The 21591-nt window shown below is 29.0% G+C and carries 17 protein-coding genes; 3 read left to right on the top strand and 14 right to left on the bottom strand.

Translation table 11 applies throughout. The features are described from left to right. Nucleotides 1-56: 56 nt before the first annotated feature. From Q3223_RS13745 to Q3223_RS13735, 3 genes are all read right to left on the bottom strand, one after another. Nucleotides 57-722, bottom strand: coding sequence for an MgtC/SapB family protein (locus Q3223_RS13745; RefSeq protein WP_054271717.1), 666 nt, complete (start codon nt 720-722; stop codon nt 57-59). 149 nt (nt 723-871) lie between these two features. Next, complete coding sequence (locus Q3223_RS13740; RefSeq protein ID WP_161803447.1) at nt 872-1033, bottom strand: aspartyl-phosphate phosphatase Spo0E family protein; 162 nt, start codon at nt 1031-1033, stop codon at nt 872-874. Nucleotides 1034-1110: 77 nt separating this feature from the next. Next, complete coding sequence (locus Q3223_RS13735) at nt 1111-1620, bottom strand: Gx transporter family protein (RefSeq protein ID WP_054271718.1); 510 nt, start codon at nt 1618-1620, stop codon at nt 1111-1113. Between the two features lie 206 nt (nt 1621-1826). On the opposite strand from Q3223_RS13735, the gene Q3223_RS13730 reads away from it, so the two are divergent. Continuing rightward, the gene (locus Q3223_RS13730; RefSeq protein ID WP_021386230.1) at nt 1827-2045 is read left to right on the top strand and encodes a ferrous iron transport protein A; all 219 of its coding nucleotides are present in this window, start codon (nt 1827-1829) and stop codon (nt 2043-2045) included. Between the two features lie 17 nt (nt 2046-2062). Then, complete coding sequence (gene feoB, locus Q3223_RS13725; RefSeq protein ID WP_284182424.1) at nt 2063-4006, top strand: ferrous iron transport protein B; 1944 nt, start codon at nt 2063-2065, stop codon at nt 4004-4006. 271 nt (nt 4007-4277) lie between these two features. Here the strand turns inward: feoB and Q3223_RS13720 are convergent, their stop codons facing one another. Then, nucleotides 4278-4463, bottom strand: a complete 186-nt coding sequence (locus tag Q3223_RS13720) for a hypothetical protein (protein ID WP_074179289.1) — start codon at nt 4461-4463, stop codon at nt 4278-4280. Nucleotides 4464-4643: 180 nt separating this feature from the next. Between Q3223_RS13720 and Q3223_RS13715 the strand changes: the two genes are divergently transcribed. Next, nucleotides 4644-5225 carry a TetR/AcrR family transcriptional regulator gene (locus Q3223_RS13715; protein WP_054277645.1) on the top strand — a complete coding sequence of 194 codons (582 nt, stop codon included), beginning with the start codon at nt 4644-4646 and terminating at the stop codon, nt 5223-5225. Between the two features lie 252 nt (nt 5226-5477). Here the strand turns inward: Q3223_RS13715 and Q3223_RS13710 are convergent, their stop codons facing one another. The 10 genes from Q3223_RS13710 to Q3223_RS13665 all read right to left on the bottom strand — a co-directional run bounded on the left by Q3223_RS13710 (nt 5478) and on the right by Q3223_RS13665 (nt 21521). Beyond that, the gene (locus tag Q3223_RS13710; RefSeq protein WP_284182425.1) at nt 5478-9119 is read right to left on the bottom strand and encodes an EAL domain-containing protein; all 3642 of its coding nucleotides are present in this window, start codon (nt 9117-9119) and stop codon (nt 5478-5480) included. A gap of 649 nt (nt 9120-9768) precedes the next feature. Continuing rightward, the gene (gene proC / locus Q3223_RS13705) at nt 9769-10572 is read right to left on the bottom strand and encodes a pyrroline-5-carboxylate reductase (protein ID WP_054271721.1); all 804 of its coding nucleotides are present in this window, start codon (nt 10570-10572) and stop codon (nt 9769-9771) included. A 297-nt stretch (nt 10573-10869) separates the two neighbouring features. Continuing rightward, on the bottom strand, nt 10870-13239 hold the full coding sequence (hypD, locus tag Q3223_RS13700) for a trans-4-hydroxy-L-proline dehydratase (RefSeq protein ID WP_054271722.1): 2370 nt from the start codon (nt 13237-13239) through the stop codon (nt 10870-10872). Between the two features lie 4 nt (nt 13240-13243). Continuing rightward, entirely contained in the window at nt 13244-14152 is a 909-nt protein-coding gene (locus Q3223_RS13695; protein ID WP_054277647.1) for a trans-4-hydroxy-L-proline dehydratase activase, read from the bottom strand. A gap of 344 nt (nt 14153-14496) precedes the next feature. Then, nucleotides 14497-15576, bottom strand: coding sequence for a S1C family serine protease (locus tag Q3223_RS13690; protein ID WP_054271724.1), 1080 nt, complete (start codon nt 15574-15576; stop codon nt 14497-14499). Nucleotides 15577-15729: 153 nt separating this feature from the next. Beyond that, nucleotides 15730-17079: a glucose-6-phosphate isomerase gene (locus Q3223_RS13685; RefSeq protein WP_054271725.1), complete on the bottom strand. Its 1350-nt coding sequence runs from the start codon at nt 17077-17079 to the stop codon at nt 15730-15732. 350 nt (nt 17080-17429) lie between these two features. Next, nucleotides 17430-19058 (bottom strand): Na/Pi cotransporter family protein, encoded by a 1629-nt coding sequence (locus Q3223_RS13680; protein ID WP_054271726.1) that lies wholly within the window; start codon nt 19056-19058, stop codon nt 17430-17432. Between the two features lie 123 nt (nt 19059-19181). Further along, nucleotides 19182-20786 carry an NAD(P)/FAD-dependent oxidoreductase gene (locus Q3223_RS13675; protein ID WP_074179284.1) on the bottom strand — a complete coding sequence of 535 codons (1605 nt, stop codon included), beginning with the start codon at nt 20784-20786 and terminating at the stop codon, nt 19182-19184. A 47-nt stretch (nt 20787-20833) separates the two neighbouring features. Further along, nucleotides 20834-21151: a hypothetical protein gene (locus Q3223_RS13670; protein ID WP_054271728.1), complete on the bottom strand. Its 318-nt coding sequence runs from the start codon at nt 21149-21151 to the stop codon at nt 20834-20836. A gap of 4 nt (nt 21152-21155) precedes the next feature. Next, the gene (locus tag Q3223_RS13665; RefSeq protein ID WP_054271729.1) at nt 21156-21521 is read right to left on the bottom strand and encodes a hypothetical protein; all 366 of its coding nucleotides are present in this window, start codon (nt 21519-21521) and stop codon (nt 21156-21158) included. Nucleotides 21522-21591: the final 70 nt, after the last annotated feature.

The raw sequence follows: 21591 nt of genomic DNA, 5'->3' as shown, positions 1-21591 counted from the left end.
CTCTATTTTGATTTGATTTATATTTTATTCTCTTTACAAAATATATTGTATATATTTTAGTCCAAATAATCTACATTTATTACTCCTTCTATCATATTTATTTCTTTCATAACATCATGTAAGTGTATTCTCTTGCCATAAGATACAAAAAAATTAACCTTCCAGTATTCTTCATTACGACATTCTATTTCCATGTTTCTTACAATAAGTTGACTTTTTTCAAATTTATCATATAAAAAAGGTATTGAATCCAAATTACTTAATTTTAATATCAAAACATTTTTTTCTTGACTGAATAGAAAAGTATTTATTATCCTAAGTACAAATAATGCTATCATTACAAATAGCCCACCTAAAATTGATAATTCATAATAACCATAACCTACTGCTATTCCGATACATGCAGTTGCCCACATCCCAGCAGCTGTAGTAAGCCCCTTTACTCCACCTTTATTTTTTAAAATTGCTCCTGCTCCTAAAAAACCAATTCCAGATAATACCTGAGCAGGCATTCTTGCTGGGTCAGCATTTGTATATAAATTATAATCAGAAAACAACTGAATTGAAGTTATTGAAACAATACAAGAACCTATTGCTATTAATATATGTGTCCTAAATCCTGCAAATTGCCTTATTTTTTCTCTCTCTAAACCTATTATTCCTCCAATTATTAGGGCTAAAAATAATCTTATTGCTATTTCCTTACTTCCTATATCAACCATAATATAAACCCCTCCTGACTTAATCATAATTATGTCCTACAGATAATTTACACACCAGAAATACTATTTTATATCTTAATATTATTATTAATATATGTAAAATATGGCTATCTGTTAATTTTTGATACAAAAAAACCCACAACTGTGGGCTATTTGCTTAAGTACATGTATTTATTTATTAATATATCTATTTTCTTACTTGATTCTACTAACTCTTCTTGAAATATTTCTGGATATTCTATGTATGTATTTATCTCTTCTCTAACTGCTTCAATCTCATTTTTTAACGCTTCTAATTCACTGTTCGCCATAATAATCACCACTATTACAAATTTGTATATTTTTATATACATTTTATCAAACAATATTATATTTTGTCAATATTATGTCAATAAAACTTACTATAAAAATGCTCCAGCTTGGGTACTGTATACCTAGACACTAAGCCTACAAACATACCCGTTACTAATGATGCCATTAACATAAATGGTAAGTATCCTATAGCAAGTATATTTTCTATGATTAAACTTGCAACTATTAATTGACCTATATTATGTCCTATTGCACCTATGATACTTATCCCTATCAATGATAGACCTTTTATTTTACTTGCTAAATACATAAATAAAAGACTTAGATAAGCTCCTCCTATACTAAATAGAAGATAGGACAAAGGACCTGCGAATATTGATGACAAAATTACCCTGATAGTAACAATTATAACAGTATCTTTGACACCTAACAACATTAATGAAATTAAAGTTATAATATTGCTCAAACCCAATTTTGCCCCTGGAAATATAACTATAAGAGGATTTGGTATATATGTCTCTAATACATATAAAGCTAAACTATACCCTATCATAAGACCTAAAAATGTCATTTTTCTAGTTTTCATTAAGTTAATTCCTCCAAATTTTATCTATCATCTTACATTATAATACAAAAGATATAAAAACACCTAATTTAGATTAAAATATTTTTCAATTTATTTAGAATAAATATTAGGGGTCTCAGTGTTCAATTGCCTCTATAATTCTTGACTTTTTGTATCATACTTGTTACAATTTTAATGATAATGAATTTCATTAGGAGGTGCTAATAATGACTGTTTACGATTTAAAAATAGGAGAAAAAGGACTTATTAATAGTATAGATGGAGATATTAAATTATCTAAAAGATTACTTGCACTTGGATGTATAAATAGTACTGAAATAGAAGTTAAAAAGGTTGCTCCATTTGGAGACCCAATTATAATCAGATTTAGAGGCTTTGACCTTGCTATTAGAAAATCTGATGCTAAAAATATTTCTTTACAATAATAGAGGAGGAGCTACCTGTGATTAATGTAGCATTATTAGGAAACCCAAACGTTGGTAAAACTACTGTTTTCAACCTACTTACAGGTTCAAATCAATATGTAGGTAACTGGCCTGGTGTTACTATAGAAAAAAAAGAAGGATTTATTGGGAAAGAAATAAAGGTTGTAGATTTACCAGGTATATATGCAATGGATACTTTCTCAAATGAAGAAAAGGTTTCTAAATCATATTTAGAAAATGAGGATGTTGATGTAATAGTGAATGTAGTTGATGCATCTAACTTATCGAGAAATCTCTACTTAACGACTCAACTTATGCAATTTAACAAACCTATAGTCATACTTCTTAATATGTTAGATATAGCAGAATCTAAAGGTATTAATATAGATGCTAAAAAATTAGGTGAAGAACTTGGAGTAATTGTTGTTCCAATTATTGCAAAGAAGAAAAATGGTGTTGAAAAAATAGAAGAAGAAATTAAAGAAGCTACTCAAAAATCTTTTATATATCAAACAAACTTTGGAAGTGAAACGGAAACATACAAAAAATTAGAATCCATTTTATCAAGATGTACAAAAACTACATATACAGAAAAAAAATCTATCAGTGATAAAATAGACAATATAGTTTTAAATCCTATATTAGCCTATCCAATATTTATTGGTGTATTGTTCCTCTTATTTAAATTTACCTTTGATTGGGTTGGAGGACCATTACAAGAGGGCTTTGCTGGTCTTATAGAAACTTATATCTCTACACCTGCTAGTGATATGTTATCTAACTCTAGCCCTTGGTTTAAATCACTTATAGTTAATGGTATAATTGGAGGTGTTGGTGGGACTTTACCATTCTTCCCTTTAATATTCACATTATTTTTTGGTATATCATTGTTTGAAGATAGTGGATATATGTCAAGAACAGCATTTTTAATGGATAAAGTTATGAGAAAAGTTGGCCTATCTGGTAAAGCTTTTATACCTATTGTTATGGGTATGGGATGTTCTTCTCCAGCTATAATGGCAACTAGAACATTGGAAAGTGAAAAAGATAGAAGAGTCACAGCTCTTATTGCACCACTTATGACTTGTGGAGCAAAACTGCCTATATATGCACTATTTGTAGCTATATTCTTCCCACATAATGCTGCCTTAGTAACTACATCACTATACTTAGTTGGTATAGTTATGGCAATAGTAATTGCACTATTCTTAAATAAAACAGCATTTAAAACAGAGTCTGAACCATTTATATTAGAATTGCCAGAATATAGAATACCTACTATAGATGCACTTATTAAAAATACATGGAATAAATCAAAAGGTTTCTTAATAAGAGTTGTTACTGTTATGTTTGCAATGTCAGTTGTAATTTGGGGACTTTCTTCATTTAATGTTTTTGGATATACAGAAGATATAAATGTAAGCTTTTTAGCTACCTTAGGTCATATTATAGCCCCTATATTCAAGCCTCTTGGTTTTGATGATTGGAGAACTTCAGTTGCTATTTTAAGTGGCCTTGGCGCAAAAGAAATCGTGGTAAACTCTTTAAACATACTATATGGTAATCTAACTGTTGTATTGCCAACAATATTTAATGGAGTTACTGCATATACTTTCTTGATATTTACTGCTTTATATACTCCATGTATAGCTGCACTTGCAACTATGAAAAAAGAATACGGCAATAAAATGATGTTTGCATCATTTGCATATCAGTTTATATTAGCATGGGTAATGGCATTTATAGTTAAAAGTATTGGTGGAGTATTATTTATGGGTAATTCAATAATGGAAGCTTTGATAGGTGGAATAATTATAGTTCTTGCATTTGTGATTTTATTTAATAAATTCAAGTCTACAAAGAATGGAGATGGCTGTAGTGGATGCTCTGGTTGTTCTGGATGTCCAAGTTCTAATTCTTGCTCAGATAAGAAAGATAATAAAAAAAGCAGTACACACTAATATATGAATATTTTAATTTAAAAATAAATTTAAGGGACTATCCTTTAAAGATAGTTTCTACAAAAATCTTATTATAACAATAAAAGAAGCCATCACACAAACAATTTTAAATTGCTATGTGATAGCTTCTTTTTTGTAGGTTTTTATCATAAATTCAAAATATTTATTTAGTTACCTAATTTGATATAGAATCTATGTAATATAGTTTCATTGCATTCATAACAATAAAAAGTAATACTTTCTCACTCAATAACTAATATATTTCTATAAATTACTTTTCTTTTGTTTGTACCTCAAATGTTTCTTTACTATCATATAATTCTTTGAATAATCTTGCAGTTTTTTTACCTGCTTTTGCATAAGCTTTTCCAACTTCAATACCAGTATCACGATATGCATTTCCGATTCTTTTAGAAGAAGATACAATATTCTCTATTTCTTTTTTTACACTATTCATATATGTCCTACCTTTCTAAATCCTTGATTTTTATTTTAAATAGAGTATACTATTATATAATATTATACACAACGTATAAATTCTAAATATTTTGTATAATTATATACAAATTAAATTAAATTTGTATAAATTTATACATATAGCAAAAAATTATTAAGGACTATTGGAGATGGTTAAAATATGAAAAAAGAAAGAAGAGATATAAGAAAATCAAGAGAATCAATAAAACAAGCATTTATTAAACTAAGTATGCATAATGATGTAAGTAAAATTACTGTAAACAAGATTTTAGAATTAGCTGATATAAGTAGAGGTACATTCTATGCACATTTTAAGGATATTTATGATGTACAGGAGCAAGTAGAAGAAGAATTATTAAATAAATGCCTGTGTACAATGAAAGAATATGATATCTATGATATTGTTGAAAACCCATATCCCCAGATTTTGAAGGTAGTTATATTTTTTCAAGAACATGCTGATACAATTAGAAACTTATCTTGTAATGGTAAAAATGCTTCTTTTTTTTATAAGTATAAAGAGATATTAAAAAAAGGGATTCAAGAAAGCAATCATACAATAGAAGATAAAGAAACCGTAAATATTTTAGATGCTTTTATCGTAGGAGGAATTGTAGATAGTTGTCTAGAAATGCTTTCCATGGAATATGTTATAAACAATTCAAAAACACCAGAAAAAACTGCAAAAACTATCAGTACATTTATTTCTCAAGGAATCTATGGATTAAAAAACAAAATATAATCTAAAAATCCCTACATCACTATTAAAAGTATTATAGGGATTTATTTTTAATTATTGTCAATCTATTTTAATCTATTGCTTATAAATTTGTTCATGTTATTTTCTATCAACTAATATCTTATCTAATTTCCCTTTTGTAGTCGATTGTCTAGTAAACAAAATAACTAGCACTAATTTTCTGATTTTATTGCTAAACATAATATATTTTCTTTTCATTAACTAAGAATACCAGAATCACTAAATTTTAGTAGTCTATATTGTAGCCTTATGTTTATATTTTGAAATATCAGTACAGCAAACTAGAACTGCGTCTTTCTCACCCTCCCATTTCATTTTTGAAGCTGCTGAATTTACCCATCTATCTAATACCTCAGAATAAATTTCTTCTGATGCATAATGAATTTCATCATTAAAGTTATTTATAGGACAATTTTTGCAAGGTTCCTCTGAACCAAACGCCATTTTATAACAAGATTCTCCAGTACTAAGCCCTAATTCTTGAATTGCACGATTTACATAAAGTACTTCATAGGTATTAGGGTCAATAACATAAACATGTCCATTTAGGTTTTCTACCATTTCTTCATAATTCTTGTAGCTAGTTCGTAATTTTGTTGTTGTAGTGTTCTTAATTAAAAATACGGAAAGAATCCGAGAAATGTATCCGATAATAGCAATCTCCTCTCCTGTCCAACTATAATTCTCTCTACATACGTCAAAACCAATAAAACCAGTCATAACTCCTTCATTATATATGGCACAATGAAGAAGAGATTTTATCCCCTGTGGAGCACAAATATTGCGAATCTCAGGTGTTGTATTTTCAATGTCTTTACAACAAAAAATACCTTCATTACTGTATTGACTTATATATGAAGTAATCTCTACTAAAGGAATATTTTGTAAAGAATCAATTTCAGATGAAACCCCTGGAGCACACCATTCATATGTATTACTAGTCTGTTGTTTTTTTTCATCAATTTCAAAAATGTATACTCTATCCATATTATATCTTTCACCTAATAAATTTAATATATTTTGAATACTTTTAGATACATTTTTTGTTTCGTAAAGCATTTCAAAAACACGAAAAGTTATATCATTTTGAAAATATGTATTTAAAAAATTAGTTGTATATTCTACTTGATTGCTATTATCCAAAAGAGAATTGGTAATATTGTTGTCATATAAAGTATATCTATCTTTTCCATTGTTTTTGGAATTATAAAGAGCAATATCAGCAGAGCGATAAAGCATATTAAAAGTATCACCATGTTCAGGATAGAAAGATATCCCGACACTTCCTGAAATTTCATACTTACTTACAGCACCATAATAAGATAATCTAAGTGATTGAGATAAATGCTCTGCTTTACTTCTAATTATATTACTATCTGTATAAGGAAAATATACTGCAATCTCGTCACCACCTATTCTTCCAATCATATCTGTTTCAGGAAAAACACCACTTATTTTATTTGCTACATCTATTAATATATTATCACCCAACTGATGACCAAGAGTGTCATTCAATCCTTTAAAATTATCAATATCTATAATAAAGAAAGCACCTAATTTATTATTGGATGATTTTAGAAATTGGTCAATTCTATTTTTAAATTCAGCTTTATTTAATAATTTCGTTAATGGGTCTAACTGTGATTTTATAATTAAGTCATCTAATTGTTGTTTTTGTGCATTAATATTAGAAAATACACCTACAGCTCTAATTATATTTCCTTTACTATCAGAAATAGCAGTTGAACGACAATTCATCCATAAGTAATTCCCCTTAATATCCTTAATTCGATAACTAGATACTGAATATCCTGGTTTTTTATATGTATTTACAATCCATTCTTCAAAAACTTCTAAATCATCTGGATGAATCTTATTACGTACTTCCCTATTAGCAGTAATATGCCTTGTAAAAGGCGAATATCCAAATAAGGTTTCATACCTTCCAGAAAATATAATTGTATCTGATTTAAAATCCCATTCAAACATAATATCATCACTTTGTTCTATAATAATACGATATTTCTCTTCACTAATAAGAAGTGCTTCTTTGGTTTCTTGTTCAGATGCTATAGATTCTTCCAATTCTTTTATTTTATTTTCTAGAGATTGCTTTAATTGTACAGTTTTATCCAATTCATCTGTAACATCTTGAAATGCATATAAACCAACAGGTCTTCCTTGATTATCAATAATACATGAAGAACGCCCTTGTAACACAATAATCTTTCCATCTTTACGAATAGCACGAGTTTGAAATTTCAATGGCTTTCCACTAGATATAAGTTCCTCTGCATTCTTCTGAACAATATGCGCATCATCTGGATGTGTAAATGCAACCATACTGTTATTAAATACTTCTCTAAATTCTTGTCTAGTGTAACCAAGATATTCTAATGCACGGTCATTGACATACTGAACTGTTGCTTCTCCATCGAGATAACCTTTCATTAGACCCATGTCAATATTTTTACCGAGTGTATAAAGTTCCCAGTTATCCATTTGAAATTCTTGTGGAATTACATAAATATGAGATTTATCCTGTTTTTCTTCGGTCTTTCCACTAATATGTTTCTGTATATCTTCAATAACAGAGCCACTATTAACAAAATCGATATAGTTACTAGCAGGCATTGGCTTAGCATAAAAATATCCTTGCCCTAAATCACAGTTTAGCTTTTGAAGAAATTTTACTTGTTCATCATTTTCTACGCCTTCCATAACTGATAAGATATGTAGAGATTTAATCAGTTCTATAACTTTAGCAATAATAATCTTTCCCTTATCTGTATTAGTGGATGCATTTAAAAATGCTTTATCAATCTTGACAATATCAATTGGAATATCTTTTAAATAATTAAGAGAAGAATAAGCACTTCCAAAATCATCTAGAGATACTTTAAAGCCAAGCATTTTAAGTTCAGAAACAATTTCAATTAATTTATTAATATTGTCTGAAAATAAATTTTCAGTAAACTCAATTTCAATCATATGAGTAGATACACCTATTCGATTTACAGTTTGAAAAATTTTTTCAACTAATTTATCTGTTTGTAAATGTGCTTTAGAGAAATTAACTGAGATAGGAAGCTGTGGTATTCCCTTTTCTTTGCTACATTTTAGGAAATGGCAGGCCTCCTCCAACATAAAAAAGTCAAGTTGTCTAATAAATCCGTTTTGCTCCATGATTGAAATAAACTTATCTGGATAAATCATACCTAATTCAGGACTATTCCAACGTACAAGTGCCTCTGCTCCAACAACTTCACCCGTTTTAATTAACAATTTTGGTTGTAAATACATTTCAAACTCATGATTTTTCAATGCAAAGTCCATCATAAATGTAATTTGTTTTTTCCATTCAACTTCCTGACTCATTTTATCATCATAAAAGCTAAATGTATTCAAGGTATTTCCCTTAGATTTTTTACGAGCATAGTTTGCTTTATCAAGTAATGCAGAAAGTGTTATGGCATCATCTCTAACCACAATAATTCCTGCACTTGCAACTAAATTATAATGTGGTGGAAGAATATTTTCCAATGCCTTCTTTAAGTCTGTAAGTTGTAAAAACATTTGTGATGCAATTACTTGATTGTCTGTATGCAAACAGAATAAAAAATGGTCCGCATGAACTTTACAGAAAATATCATCTCCTTGAAGATGTGTATTAAAATGTTCACTTATCTTTTCTAGTGTTGAATCTCCAGCCTTATACCCAAAGAAGTCATTTATATAATTAAAATTATCAAAATCTAATGTAATTAGTGTTAATGCCTGTTTAGTAGTTTTAATTTTCTTTAATTTTTTTCCTACTTCTTTATAAAATTCTTCTGAAGCAAGCTGGTGGTTTTTTTTATGATTTTCATTACACATACAAATCACCTCTTTTTATCTTTTAAATTTACTTTTTACATAAATCAATATGTGCTCATTGTAATAAAATAAAAAAGCTTACTTCATTTTTGAAAAATAAAATAAGTTCCTTAAATTCAAGCTCAAATTTTTTAAATTTGTCTTAATATTATTTTTTAATGTCAATAGGTCCCATTAAAGAAACACTCCAACATAAGACTTGATTAAAATATATCTATAAAAAACATTACATAGTATCTAGAAATAGGTGATTTATTATTGTAATTATTTTAAAATGTCATTAACTTTTTACTAGAAATATGAATAAATATACATCTTCTCAATATCTATTTTAATCTTTCATTCACATCTATTACTTTATCAATATTATGAATACATATTTATAATATTATATAACAAAATACAATAAAAGAATAGATTTTACTAGTTATTTATAGAAAGATTATATTATAGAATAAAATCAAAAATATCAACTCTATAGATAAATTTGTATCTAAATAAATTAGCATCTATTTACATAATTTAAAAGGAAAAAATATAAGAAGTCCTTCTTTTTATAAAATATATTTACTAATATCTATAGAAAATGTCTCAAAACAAACTAAAGAATTTATTTTGAGACATTTATTTTTATATTATTCTTAATTTACTATTTACTCATATCTTTAGATTTATCTGTAGCGGCAACAATAGATTTTATAACTGCTGCTCTAAACCCTTCTTCTTCTAATACTCTAACTGCTTCTATAGTAGTCCCTGCTGGAGAACAAACCATATCCTTTAATTCACCTGGATGTTTACCAGTTTCAAGAACCATCTTAGCTGACCCCATAACTGCTTGTGATGCAAATTTATAAGCTTGTTGTCTTGGCATACCAGCTAATACTGCTGCATCTGCCATAGCTTCTATAAACATAAACACATAAGCAGGAGAAGACCCACTAACACCTGTAACAGTATCCATTAAATATTCTGATACTATCTCTGCCTCTCCAAATGATTCAAATAAAGCCTTAATCATATTTAATTCTTCATCAGTCACATTATTATTTTTACAAAGAGCTGACATACCTTCCCCAACAAGAGCTGGAGTATTTGGCATTACTCTTACTATTTTTTTATCTGAACCTATAATATTTTCCAATGCTTCTATAGTTTTTCCTGCTGCTATTGACACTATTATTTTATCTGCATCTATTAATTCTTTAAGTGGAGCTAAAGCTTTTTCACATATATTAGGCTTAAGTGCCACTAATATTACATCAGAATTTGAAACAGCTACCTTTGAATCAGTCGTAGTGTTTACTGAAAATTCTGCTTTTACTTTATCTAAAGCGATTTGGCTTAAGTCTGATACAGTTATATCTTCTGCTTTTACTAGACCTGATTTTACTATACCACCTATCATTGCACTTCCCATATTTCCTGAACCAATAAATCCTAAAGTTTTCATATCAAATCTCCTTTTTTCTATTAGTTTTTATTTTAAAGTAGCTAAATTAACTATATTTTAACTGCTTAAAATTGTCTTATACACATAAAACTTAATATTATTAATATAAATTATTGCTCTGTATAAAGCTTATTAAATATAAATTTAACGATTTTTTCATTAAACTTAACGAGCTAACTTCCAATTTAGAAAGTTAGCTCATAATTAATCTGAAATTTTTTAAATGGTATCTATAGTATATACTCTATTATACCAGTTGTGTTTTTACATAGTAATAAATTTTGTTTACAAACAATCCTAGAATGTTTGCTCAGTTCTTCCTATTATCTCATCTTGTAGTGTTCTACTTAGATTATTGAAATGGTCACTATATCCTGCAACTCTAACTATTAAGTCTTTGTAATCTTGAGGATTTTTTTGAGCCTCTAATAATACATTTTTATCAAATACATTGAATTGTATATGATGCCCATCCATATTAAAGTATGCTCTTACTAGATTAGCCATATTATCCAATCCTTTTTCCCCTTGAACTACTGATGGCGCAAATCTTTGATTTAATAATGTTCCACCAGTTTTTATATGGTCCATCTTAGCACAAGATTTTATAACTGCTGTAGGTCCATTAGTATCTCCACCTTTTTCAGGTGAGATTCCCTCTGAAACTGGTTTTGCACAAAGTCTACCATTTGGACTTGCTCCCATAATTTCACCAAAGTATACATGACAAGTTGTTGGTAACATATCTACTCTATATTCTCCACCACAAACAGTTGGTCTACCAGTTACCTCATTATAATATGTGTTGAATATATCTTGCATTATTTCATCAGCATAATCATCATCATTTCCATATTTAGGAGTCTTATTTGAAACTAAATTAAGTATAGCTTCATATCCTTCAAAATTAGCATCAAGTGCTTTAAGTAATGTATCCATATCAAATTTTTGCTTATCGAATACGTTGTATTTTATTGCTGTTAAACTATCTGTTATAGTTCCTATACCAACACCTTGTATATATCTAGTGTTGTATCTTGCTCCACCTCTTTGATAGTCTTTACCTTTTTCTATACAATCATCAACTATTGTAGACATAAGTGGGCAAGGCATGTGTTTTGCACATATATTTTCTATTACAGCATTTCCTTCTATTTTTATATCAATCATATAGTGTAATTGCTTTTTAAATGCCTCAAATAATTCCTCATAAGATTTAAAACTTCTAGGGTCTCCAGTTTTTATACCTATTTGCTTTTTGCTAATTGGGTCATATCCATCATTTAATGTTAATTCAAGTATTTTTGGAATATTCATATATCCAGTTAAAACATATGCTTCTTTACCAAAACATCCAGTTTCAACACAACCACTAGTTCCACCAAGTCTTGCATCTTCTATAGTCTTTCCAGCTTCCATAAGTTCTTGCACTATTGCCTCAGTATTATAAAATGCTGGTTGACCCCATCCTTTTCTTGATATTTCACAAGCTCTCTTTAAGAATTTCTGAGGAGTTTTTTTACTTATTTGAACGTTTGAACTTGGTTGTATCAACTTCATTTCATCCATAACATCAAGTATTATATAACTAACTTCATTAACACCATCTTGACCATCTGGATTTATTCCACCAGTGTTTATATTTGCGAAGTCTGTATATGTGCTACTTTCTTTTAATGTTATACCAACTTTTGGTGGTGCTGGTTGATTATTAAATTTAACCCATAAACATTCAAGTAATTCCTGCGCTCTATCTCTATCTAGTATCCCACTTTCTACATCTCTTTCATAGAAAGGATTTAAATGCTGGTCAAGTCTTCCTGGGGTAAAAGCATCCCATATATTAAGTTCAGTAGTAACCCCTATATGAACGAACCAGTACATTTGTATAGCTTGGTGATAAGTTTGTGGTTTATGAGCTGGTACAACATCACATGTTTCAGCAATTAGTAATAAATCTTTTTTCTTAGCTTCGTCTGTTTCTTCTTCTGCCATTTGTCTTGCTTTCTCAGCATATCTCTTACCTAATATCACCATTGCATCACAAGCTATTGCCATAGCTTCCAAATCAGCTTTTTTATTATATGCATCTAAATCATTAAGAAAATCTAATTCTTTTAGTCTTGCTTCTACATCTTTCTTTAAATCTAAAAACCCTTTTTTATATATTGTATCTCCACAAACTGTGTGCCCAGGAGCTCTTTGCTCCATAAACTCTGTAAACATACCTGCTTCATATGCTGCTAGCCATTCTGGTGTCATTGCATTTATTATTTTTTCTCTTGTTTGTCTCTTTTTCCAGAAAGGTATTATTTCTTCTTGTTGTATTTTTCTAGCTTCTTCAGATACACTGAAATTTATTATATCTCTGTTATGCATTACATCTAAATCTTCTAATGTATGACAACAAATTTCTGGGTATGTTGGTGCTCCATTAGGAGAATCACCTTTTTCACCTACTATTAATTCGCCATCATTTATGCTAAGAGTTCTATTCTCAATATAATGCTTAAATGATAAAGCACGAAGTACAGGAATCTCTACACTTCCCTCGTATTTTTTATAAGCTTCTGTCATAAGTACTGCTCTTTCAATAGATATGTGTGGTTCTGCATTAACACTTTCTTCTCTTAATTTTTTAGTTCTCTCAAAAGTTCCTCTTGACATTTTATTACCCCCCAATCTTAGTATTGAAATTACTTGCTTCAAACAGCCTTTTTATTTCTTCTAATTTTTCTTCAGTTGGTCTTTGTAACTCTTCTCCCTCATACTTTTTATAAATTTTATCATACTTGTGTTTTCCAATATTATGATATGGAAGAAGACTTACAGCTTTTATATTCAAAGGCTTTAAAAATTCTATCATTTTTTTAACCTCTAAATTTTCATCATCTACATTTACCCCTACAATTAGTGGTATCCTTATATTTATGTTAGCTCCTAATTCACTCAAAAGTTTGACATTTTTTAATATCAAGTCATTTGATTTTCCTGTAAATTTTATGTGCTTTTCTTCATCAATAAGCTTAATATCATATAAAAATAAATCTGCACATTTTGCGACTCTTTCATAATTTTCTGACTTTGCGTAACCACAAGTATCAATTGCTACATGAATCCCCTTTGATTTGCACATATTTATTACTCCACAAATAAAATCCATGTCTTGAGCCATTACTTCTCCACCTGATAGAGTTACCCCTCCACCTGATTCTTCATAGAAAATTCTATCTTTTTCTATCTCTTTAACCAAGCTTTTTACAGAATACTCTTGACCGACAATCTCTCTTGCATTGTTTACACAATAGTCTAAGCAAGTTTCACAAAATTCACACTTATCTTGGTCTAAACATATTTTTGTTTCACCTTTGAAAATTGCTTTATGAGGACATATGTTTATACATGCTTCACATCTTGAACATCTTTCTTCATTATACAAAACTTGTTTTGTATATGTTTGACTCTCTGGATTATGACACCAAACACATTCAAGTGGACATCCTTTAAAAAAAACTGTACTTCTTATTCCTGGTCCATCATGTATACTACATTTTTGTAAATTTATAACTAATGGATTCATAATTTTTCACCCCTAAATAATATCCATTCCATTTTTTCATTATTATGCAATTCATCTTCATATACTACATCTATGAAAAGCATTTCTACAATTACATAATACTATATTTGTTATTATTTTGTCTATATTTTTTTAGTGATATTAAAAAATTTTATTTTATTATGATATTTATATTGATTTTATAAATTAAATTTAAATATTTATTAAATTTATTTTTATAAGTAAATATAGCTATAACACATAAACAATATATTATTTTTGTTAATTTAGATGTATATGCTATAAAAATTAAATAAAAATAGAGACTACACTTTATCATGTAGTCTCTACCTTTATAGTCATATTTAGAAATTCACATTTATTGTTACTGCTTTTCCGCCTCTATTTACTGTAATTTTTGTACTAGCTCCTTTTGAGAAAGTATATAGTTTTTTATTTAGGTCATTCATACCTGTTATATTTGCATCTCCTACTTTAGTTATAATATCTCCTACTTTTACTCCAGCTTTTTCTGCTGATGAACCAGATATTACTTCTGCAACATAAACTCCTTTATCAGTACTTAATTTTGTACCTGTAGCTGCTTCATAGTTTGATACATCTGTACCTTTTATACCTAAAGTAACTTTTTCATATTTTCCAGTTTTTATTACTTCTTCAACTATGCTTTTAGCTGTATTAATTGGTATTGCAAATCCTAATCCTTCTGCTTGAGAAGCTTTCGCTGTGTTTATACCAATTACTTGACCTTTTTGATTTAATAATGGTCCTCCACTATTTCCTGCATTTATACTTGCATCAGTTTGTAATAAACCAGTCATATTAGTTTTTTCTGTTTGTATAGTTCTATCTAATCCACTTATTATACCTTGAGTAACTGTTTTTTGGAAATCTAATCCAAGTGGATTACCTATTGCTATTGATATATCTCCAACTTTTACTTTATCACTATCAGCAAATTCTGCTGGTGTTAATCCAGTTTTATCGACTTTAACTATAGCTAAATCAAGTTGCTGGTCAAACCATACGACTTTACCTGAAGTTGTTGAACCATCATTAAATAGTACATTTACACTTGTAGCCTGACCATCTGATATAACATGAGAATTTGTAAGTATATAACCATTTGAATCTACTATGATTCCAGTTCCTACACCTTGTGTTTCAGTTGGAATTGCAAACATATTATTAGTATCAACGCTAGTTGTCGTAATACCTACAACAGATGGTGTGGCTTTTTCTGCAACTGCTTGATAAATATTTTGACTCTTACCATCATCATTTACAACTATTGGCGTAGAGCTGCCTGTACTTTTACTTCCTAAATTATCTTTAACTAAAATTATTGTTAGCAAACTACTAAGTATTGAACTTATTATAGCGACTAATATTACTAAACTTATACCTTTCTTTCTTCTTGACATCTCATACCACTCCCTATCTAATATAATATAAATTATCAAAATATATTTTTCCCAATTTTTCATAAAAAAATGAAATCATCTATTTTGAGTAAACTCCTTTTCGATGATTTCATTATATTATTTTAATCTTAATTAAACCTTAACTATTTGAAATTATTTAAGTCTTTTTTCTAATTCTTCTTTTTCTTTTTCATAACCTGGTTTTCCTAGTAAAGCAAACATATTTTTCTTGTAAGCTTCTACTCCTGGTTGGTCAAATGGATTAACTCCCAATAAATATCCACTTATTCCACAAGCTTTTTCAAAGAAGTACACTAAATACCCAAAATTGTATTCATCCAATTGAGGTATATTTATTACTAAATTAGGTACTTTTCCATCTGTGTGAGCTAATAGAGTTCCTTCAAAAGCTTTATGATTGACAAAATCTACAGTCTTACCTGCTAGATAGTTTAGACCATCTAAATCTACTTCTTCTGAATTTATAGTTATATTTCTTTTACAGTTTTCAACATTAAGTACTGTCTCAAATAAAAGTCTTTTTCCATCTTGGATATATTGACCCATAGAATGTAAATCTGTTGAAAAATCTACAGAAGCAGGGAATAAACCTTTATTTTCTTTTCCTTCACTTTCTCCATAAAGCTGTTTCCACCACTCACTTACATAATGTAATTGAGGCTCATAGTTAACCAATAGCTCTACATCTTTTCCTTTTCTATGTAAAATTGTTCTAGCAACAGCATATCTATAACTATCATTACTTTTTAAATCAGGATTTTGAAATGCTTCTCTAGCATCATTTGCACCTTTCATCATAGCATCAATATCAAGTCCTGCAGCAGCGATAGGAAGTAATCCAACTGCTGTTAATACAGAAAAACGACCACCTACATCATCTGGTATTACAAAAGTCTCATATCCTTCTTCTGTAGCTAACTGTCTAAGTGCACCTTTACTTGAATCTGTTGTTGCATAAATTCTATTTCTCGCTTCTTCTTTACCATACTTTTTCTCTAAATAGTCTTTAAATATTCTAAAAGCAAGAGCTGGTTCTGTAGTAGTTCCTGATTTAGATATTACATTTACAGAGATATCTTTACCTTCAATTACATCCAATAAATCCATAATGTATGTTGAGCTTATATTATGCCCTACGAAATATACTTCTGGAGCCTTTCTCTGCTCTTTTTTAAGTCCATTTCTAAAAGAATGGCTTACCATGTCTATAGCAGCTCTTGAACCTAAATAAGAGCCTCCTATACCTATCACCAAAAGAACATCTGAGTCAGATTTTATCTTTTCAGCTGATTTTTTTATTCTATCAAACTCTTCCTTATCATAATTTTCAGGAAGGTCTATCCAACCTAAAAAAGTATTTCCTAGACCTGTTTTATTATGTAACATGTCATGTGCAACATCTACATATGGTTGCATAACATCTATTTCGTTTTGACAAAAAAACTCTGTAGCTTTACTATAATCAAAATTTATTTTTCCCATTTAAATCCCTCTTTTCAGCATATTCGTTTTAAAGAGATTATAACACAAAATATAGGTGTTTTTTTTAAAAGTTTGCCACAAAATTGTACATATATCACCATTTGTTATCAGGAAATCGATTCTTCTAAATGCTATAACTATCTATAAATTATAAATTTTTAATCAAATAAAATTATGAAAAATCATTACTTGTCTGAATTTTTAGTAAATACTAAAATATATTCATTGTGAATAGTTATACACTCAAGATAACTACATTATAAATAACTAATTCAACAAAAAGAAACTCTAAACTTATCATTTAGAGTTTCTTTTTTTATTGATTTTCTATTTTAATTTTTATATTATTTTTAATCGTTTCCTAATCTCTTAGCTATAACTTGTTGTGCTATGTTGACAGCATGGTCAGATATTCTCTCTAGATTACTTATTACATCTAAATAAATAACTCCATTCTCTATACTACATAAATTATTATTCAATCTATACATATGATTAGCTCTACAAGATTTCTCCATTATATCAACTTGCTCTTCAATTTTTATAACCTTGCAAGCCAAATCTACATTATCAGTTCTCATTGATTCTAATGCATAAGTATATGCTGAAACAACTTTGTTGTACATAACATCAAGTTCAGATTGTCCTTCTTCGGAGAAAGAAATATTTGAATCTATTGCAACTTGTGATAATTCAGCTATATTTTTAGCATGGTCACCAATTCTTTCTATATCATTAACTGTGTTAAACAAGGTATCCACAACTTCTCTTGAATCATCATCTAAAGGTGCTTTTGAAAGTTTAAGTAAGTAATTCAAAATAGCTTTCTGTAAATCATTGATTAATCTCTCTCGTCTATATGTCTTGTCTATTTTTTCAGTTGAATGTTCTACTAAAGCTTCCATAGATGCATTTAAACTTTCCTTAGCCTTTTCACCCATACGAAGTGCTTCTTTTATCGTATTTGCAAGGGCTATAGAAGGAGTTTCTATCATTCTATCATCTATATATTTAATAGTCTTAGCTTCATCTTCATCTATATCTCCTTCTTTATCAGGAACAAGTTTTATAGCTAATTTTATAATAAGATTTGTAAATGGCAAAAGTATCAATACAGATATTATATTAAACAATGTATGTGTATTGGCTATTTCTCTTGCAACATTATTTGGGTCCCAACTTGTAACCAAGCTTACCACTGGTTTATTCAATAGTAATAAGAATATCACTGTTCCTAAAACATTAAAGATTAAATGCATCATAGCTGCTCTTCGTGCATTCTTATTGGCACCAATACTGGATAACAGTGAAGTTACACATGTCCCTATATTTTGACCATAAAGAATTGGCAAAGCTGCTGATAATGGCACTAGACCTTCTGCTGCCAATGCAACCAACATCCCCATAGATGCACTTGAACTTTGTATTATTGCTGTAATCCCAAATCCCAATAATAATCCAAGTAGTGGATATCTACCAAATGTAACTAGTAAGTCAGTAAATCCTTGATAGTCTCTTAGTGGCTCAACTGCCATTTTCATAAAATCCATACCTGTAAATAATATACCAAAACCTATAAGTATTTCAGCTATATTTTTTATTCTAGGCTTATTTCCAAATAAATAAAGTATGATACCTATTCCTAATGCTACTGGAGCCATACCAGTTAAATCAAAAGATACCAATTGAGCTGTAACAGTAGTACCTATATTGGCACCCATTATAACTCCTATTGCCTGTTTTAAGGTCATTATACCTGCATTTACGAAACCAACAACCATTACAGTAGTAGCACTTGAACTTTGTATTACTGCTGTAACTCCTGTACCTACTAGAACTCCCATAAATAGGTTACTAGTAAGTAATTTTATTATCTTTTTTAGCTTTGTCCCAGCAGATTTTTGTAGACCTTCTCCCATAAGGTTCATACCATATAAGAACAGACCTAATCCACCCATTAGACTTATTATAATGTTCAAATTATTTCCTCCTTGTAAAGAGATTAATGTTTCTAAAAATTTTATAACCTATTGTATTTTATCAAATTATAGGAGTAGTAATGTTAAATTTATGTTAAATATTAAAAAATCATTAAATTTATGTTAAATTTTTGTATTATTGTTGTATTTTTGTATTATTTTTTCTGCACATTTTATACCATCAACTGCCGCTGTAACTATCCCACCTGCATATCCAGCACCTTCTCCACATGGATATAGATTCTTAACACTTATTGACTCTAAAGTCTCCTCATCCCTTACTATTCTTATTGGAGATGAAGACCTAGTTTCTACTCCAGTTAAAACAGCATCATACATCGCAAATCCATTCAGTTTTTTATCAAGAGATATGAATGCCTCTCTCATAGTTTCTGTTACAAAGTCAGGTAGACATTCACTTAAGTTTGTAAGTGTATATCCAGGTCTATATGATGGCTCAACACTACCTAAATTTGTAGAAGTTTTATTATTGATAAAGTCTCCAACAAGTTGAACTGGTGCATTGTAATTTTTTCCACCTAATTCAAAAGCTAATTTTTCATATTCTTGTTGAAAATGTACACCTGCTAGAGGATTATCACTTTTAAAATCTTCTGGAGTTATATTTACTAAAAATGCACTGTTCGCATTTACTTTATCCCTGGCATGTTCACTCATGCCATTCGTAACTATTTCAAAGTCATTGGATGCAGATGCTATTACACTACCACCTGGACACATACAAAAAGTATATGCTGTTCTTCCATTTGAAACATGCTCTATAAGTCTATAATCAGCTGCTCCTAGTCTAGGATGATTGTAAAACTCCTTATATTGTGCTTTATTTATTAAATCTTGTGGGTGCTCAACCCTAGCTCCTATTGCAAAAGGCTTTTGAATTATTTTTACACCTCTCGAATACAACATTTCATAAGTATCTCTTGCACTATGTCCAACAGCTAATATAACTGTATCTGTATCTATCTTTTCAGTATCATTTATTATTACAGATTGTATAGAATCATTTGATACGACTACATCTGTCACTTTTGAATTAAATCTAACCTGACCACCTAGATTTATTATTTCATTTCTTATATTTTTAACTACATTTTTTAATATATCTGTTCCTACATGTGGCTTATGTGAGTACAATATTTCATCTGGTGCCCCAAATTGAACTAGCTCTTCTAGTACTTTTCTACATCGTATATCTTTTATTCTAGTTGTAAGTTTGCCATCTGAAAAAGTTCCTGCTCCGCCTTCACCAAATTGAACATTTGAATTATTTTTAAACTTTCTAGTTGTCCAAAAATCACTTATATCTTTAGTTCTATTGTCTACATCAAGACCTCTTTCAAGTATGATTGGTTCATAACCCATTTGAGCCAAAATCAGACCTGCAAACAAACCTGCTGGTCCACTGCCAATTACTAAAGGGCTATTCTTTAATTTTTTATCACCTATGGTTACATTTACATATCTGATTTCCTTTATTTTCGTTACATCTTTTATTTTTGAACTGAGTATTTTATCTTCATCTTTGACTTCTACATCTACAGAATAAACAAACTCCATTTTTCCTTTTTTTCTAGCATCTATAGATTCTTTATATATACTATATTTAACTAAGCTTTTTTCTTTTATTCTTAGCTTCTTAAGTACAATATCTTTTAATAAAGATATATCTTTATCGATTCCAAGTTTTATATTAGATACTCTTAACATATTGTTTTCCTCTCTTAGATTGTAATATAAAAAAGCTAGGGTTATTCCTAGCTTTCTACAAATATAACTTCTATATTCTCTTTTACTAGATTTTCTACCCAAATCTCGTCTAACACAAAATTCTTTATTTTATTTACAACAATTGCTTTATCTAAATCTTTTTTCAAATTTTTTACTAAAACCATTGCTTCAACTGACTTATTCAATCTTTCAACATACAGAGAATTCACTTTAATTAATACAACCCTTAATTCACACACATATAAATCTTCACTACCTAAAGTGATTTCATCATCATATTTATACACACTAAATTCATATACATTTTCATAAGGTGTTATATTTTCTATTCCTACATAGTCCATTTATTTATCCTCTTTTAGTTATAAGACCTCTTATAACTTTCATGTTATTAAACACCTTCTCTAAGAAGTTTTCTGCTTCTTCATTATCTAAAAGATTTATTTCAAGATTCTCATTTTCTATAATATCTTTAGATTTACAGTATTCTTTTGCTATCTCTATTAGCTCATTTTTTTTATCCATAGACAAATCAAACTCTTTATAGTCTATTATTATATATTGTTTGGTATCAGGTGATACACCATTATTATATCCTATTTCTATATGATAAATAACTGCATATATTTCTTCTCCATTGTACACAGGTACTGCTGGATTAGATTTTATAAAGTTCGTTGACACAGCAATTGCATTTCCTAAACTAAGACTCATTATTAATACCTCTTTCTCAACATTATACATATATTATACTATATATTCTTTATCTATGACTTAAAGCTTT

Origin of the sequence: Clostridioides sp. GD02367 (genome assembly GCF_045900275.1) — a bacterium.
Lineage (GTDB): Bacteria > Bacillota > Clostridia > Peptostreptococcales > Peptostreptococcaceae > Clostridioides > Clostridioides difficile_A.
This window is presented reverse-complemented; position numbering and strand designations above follow the sequence as displayed.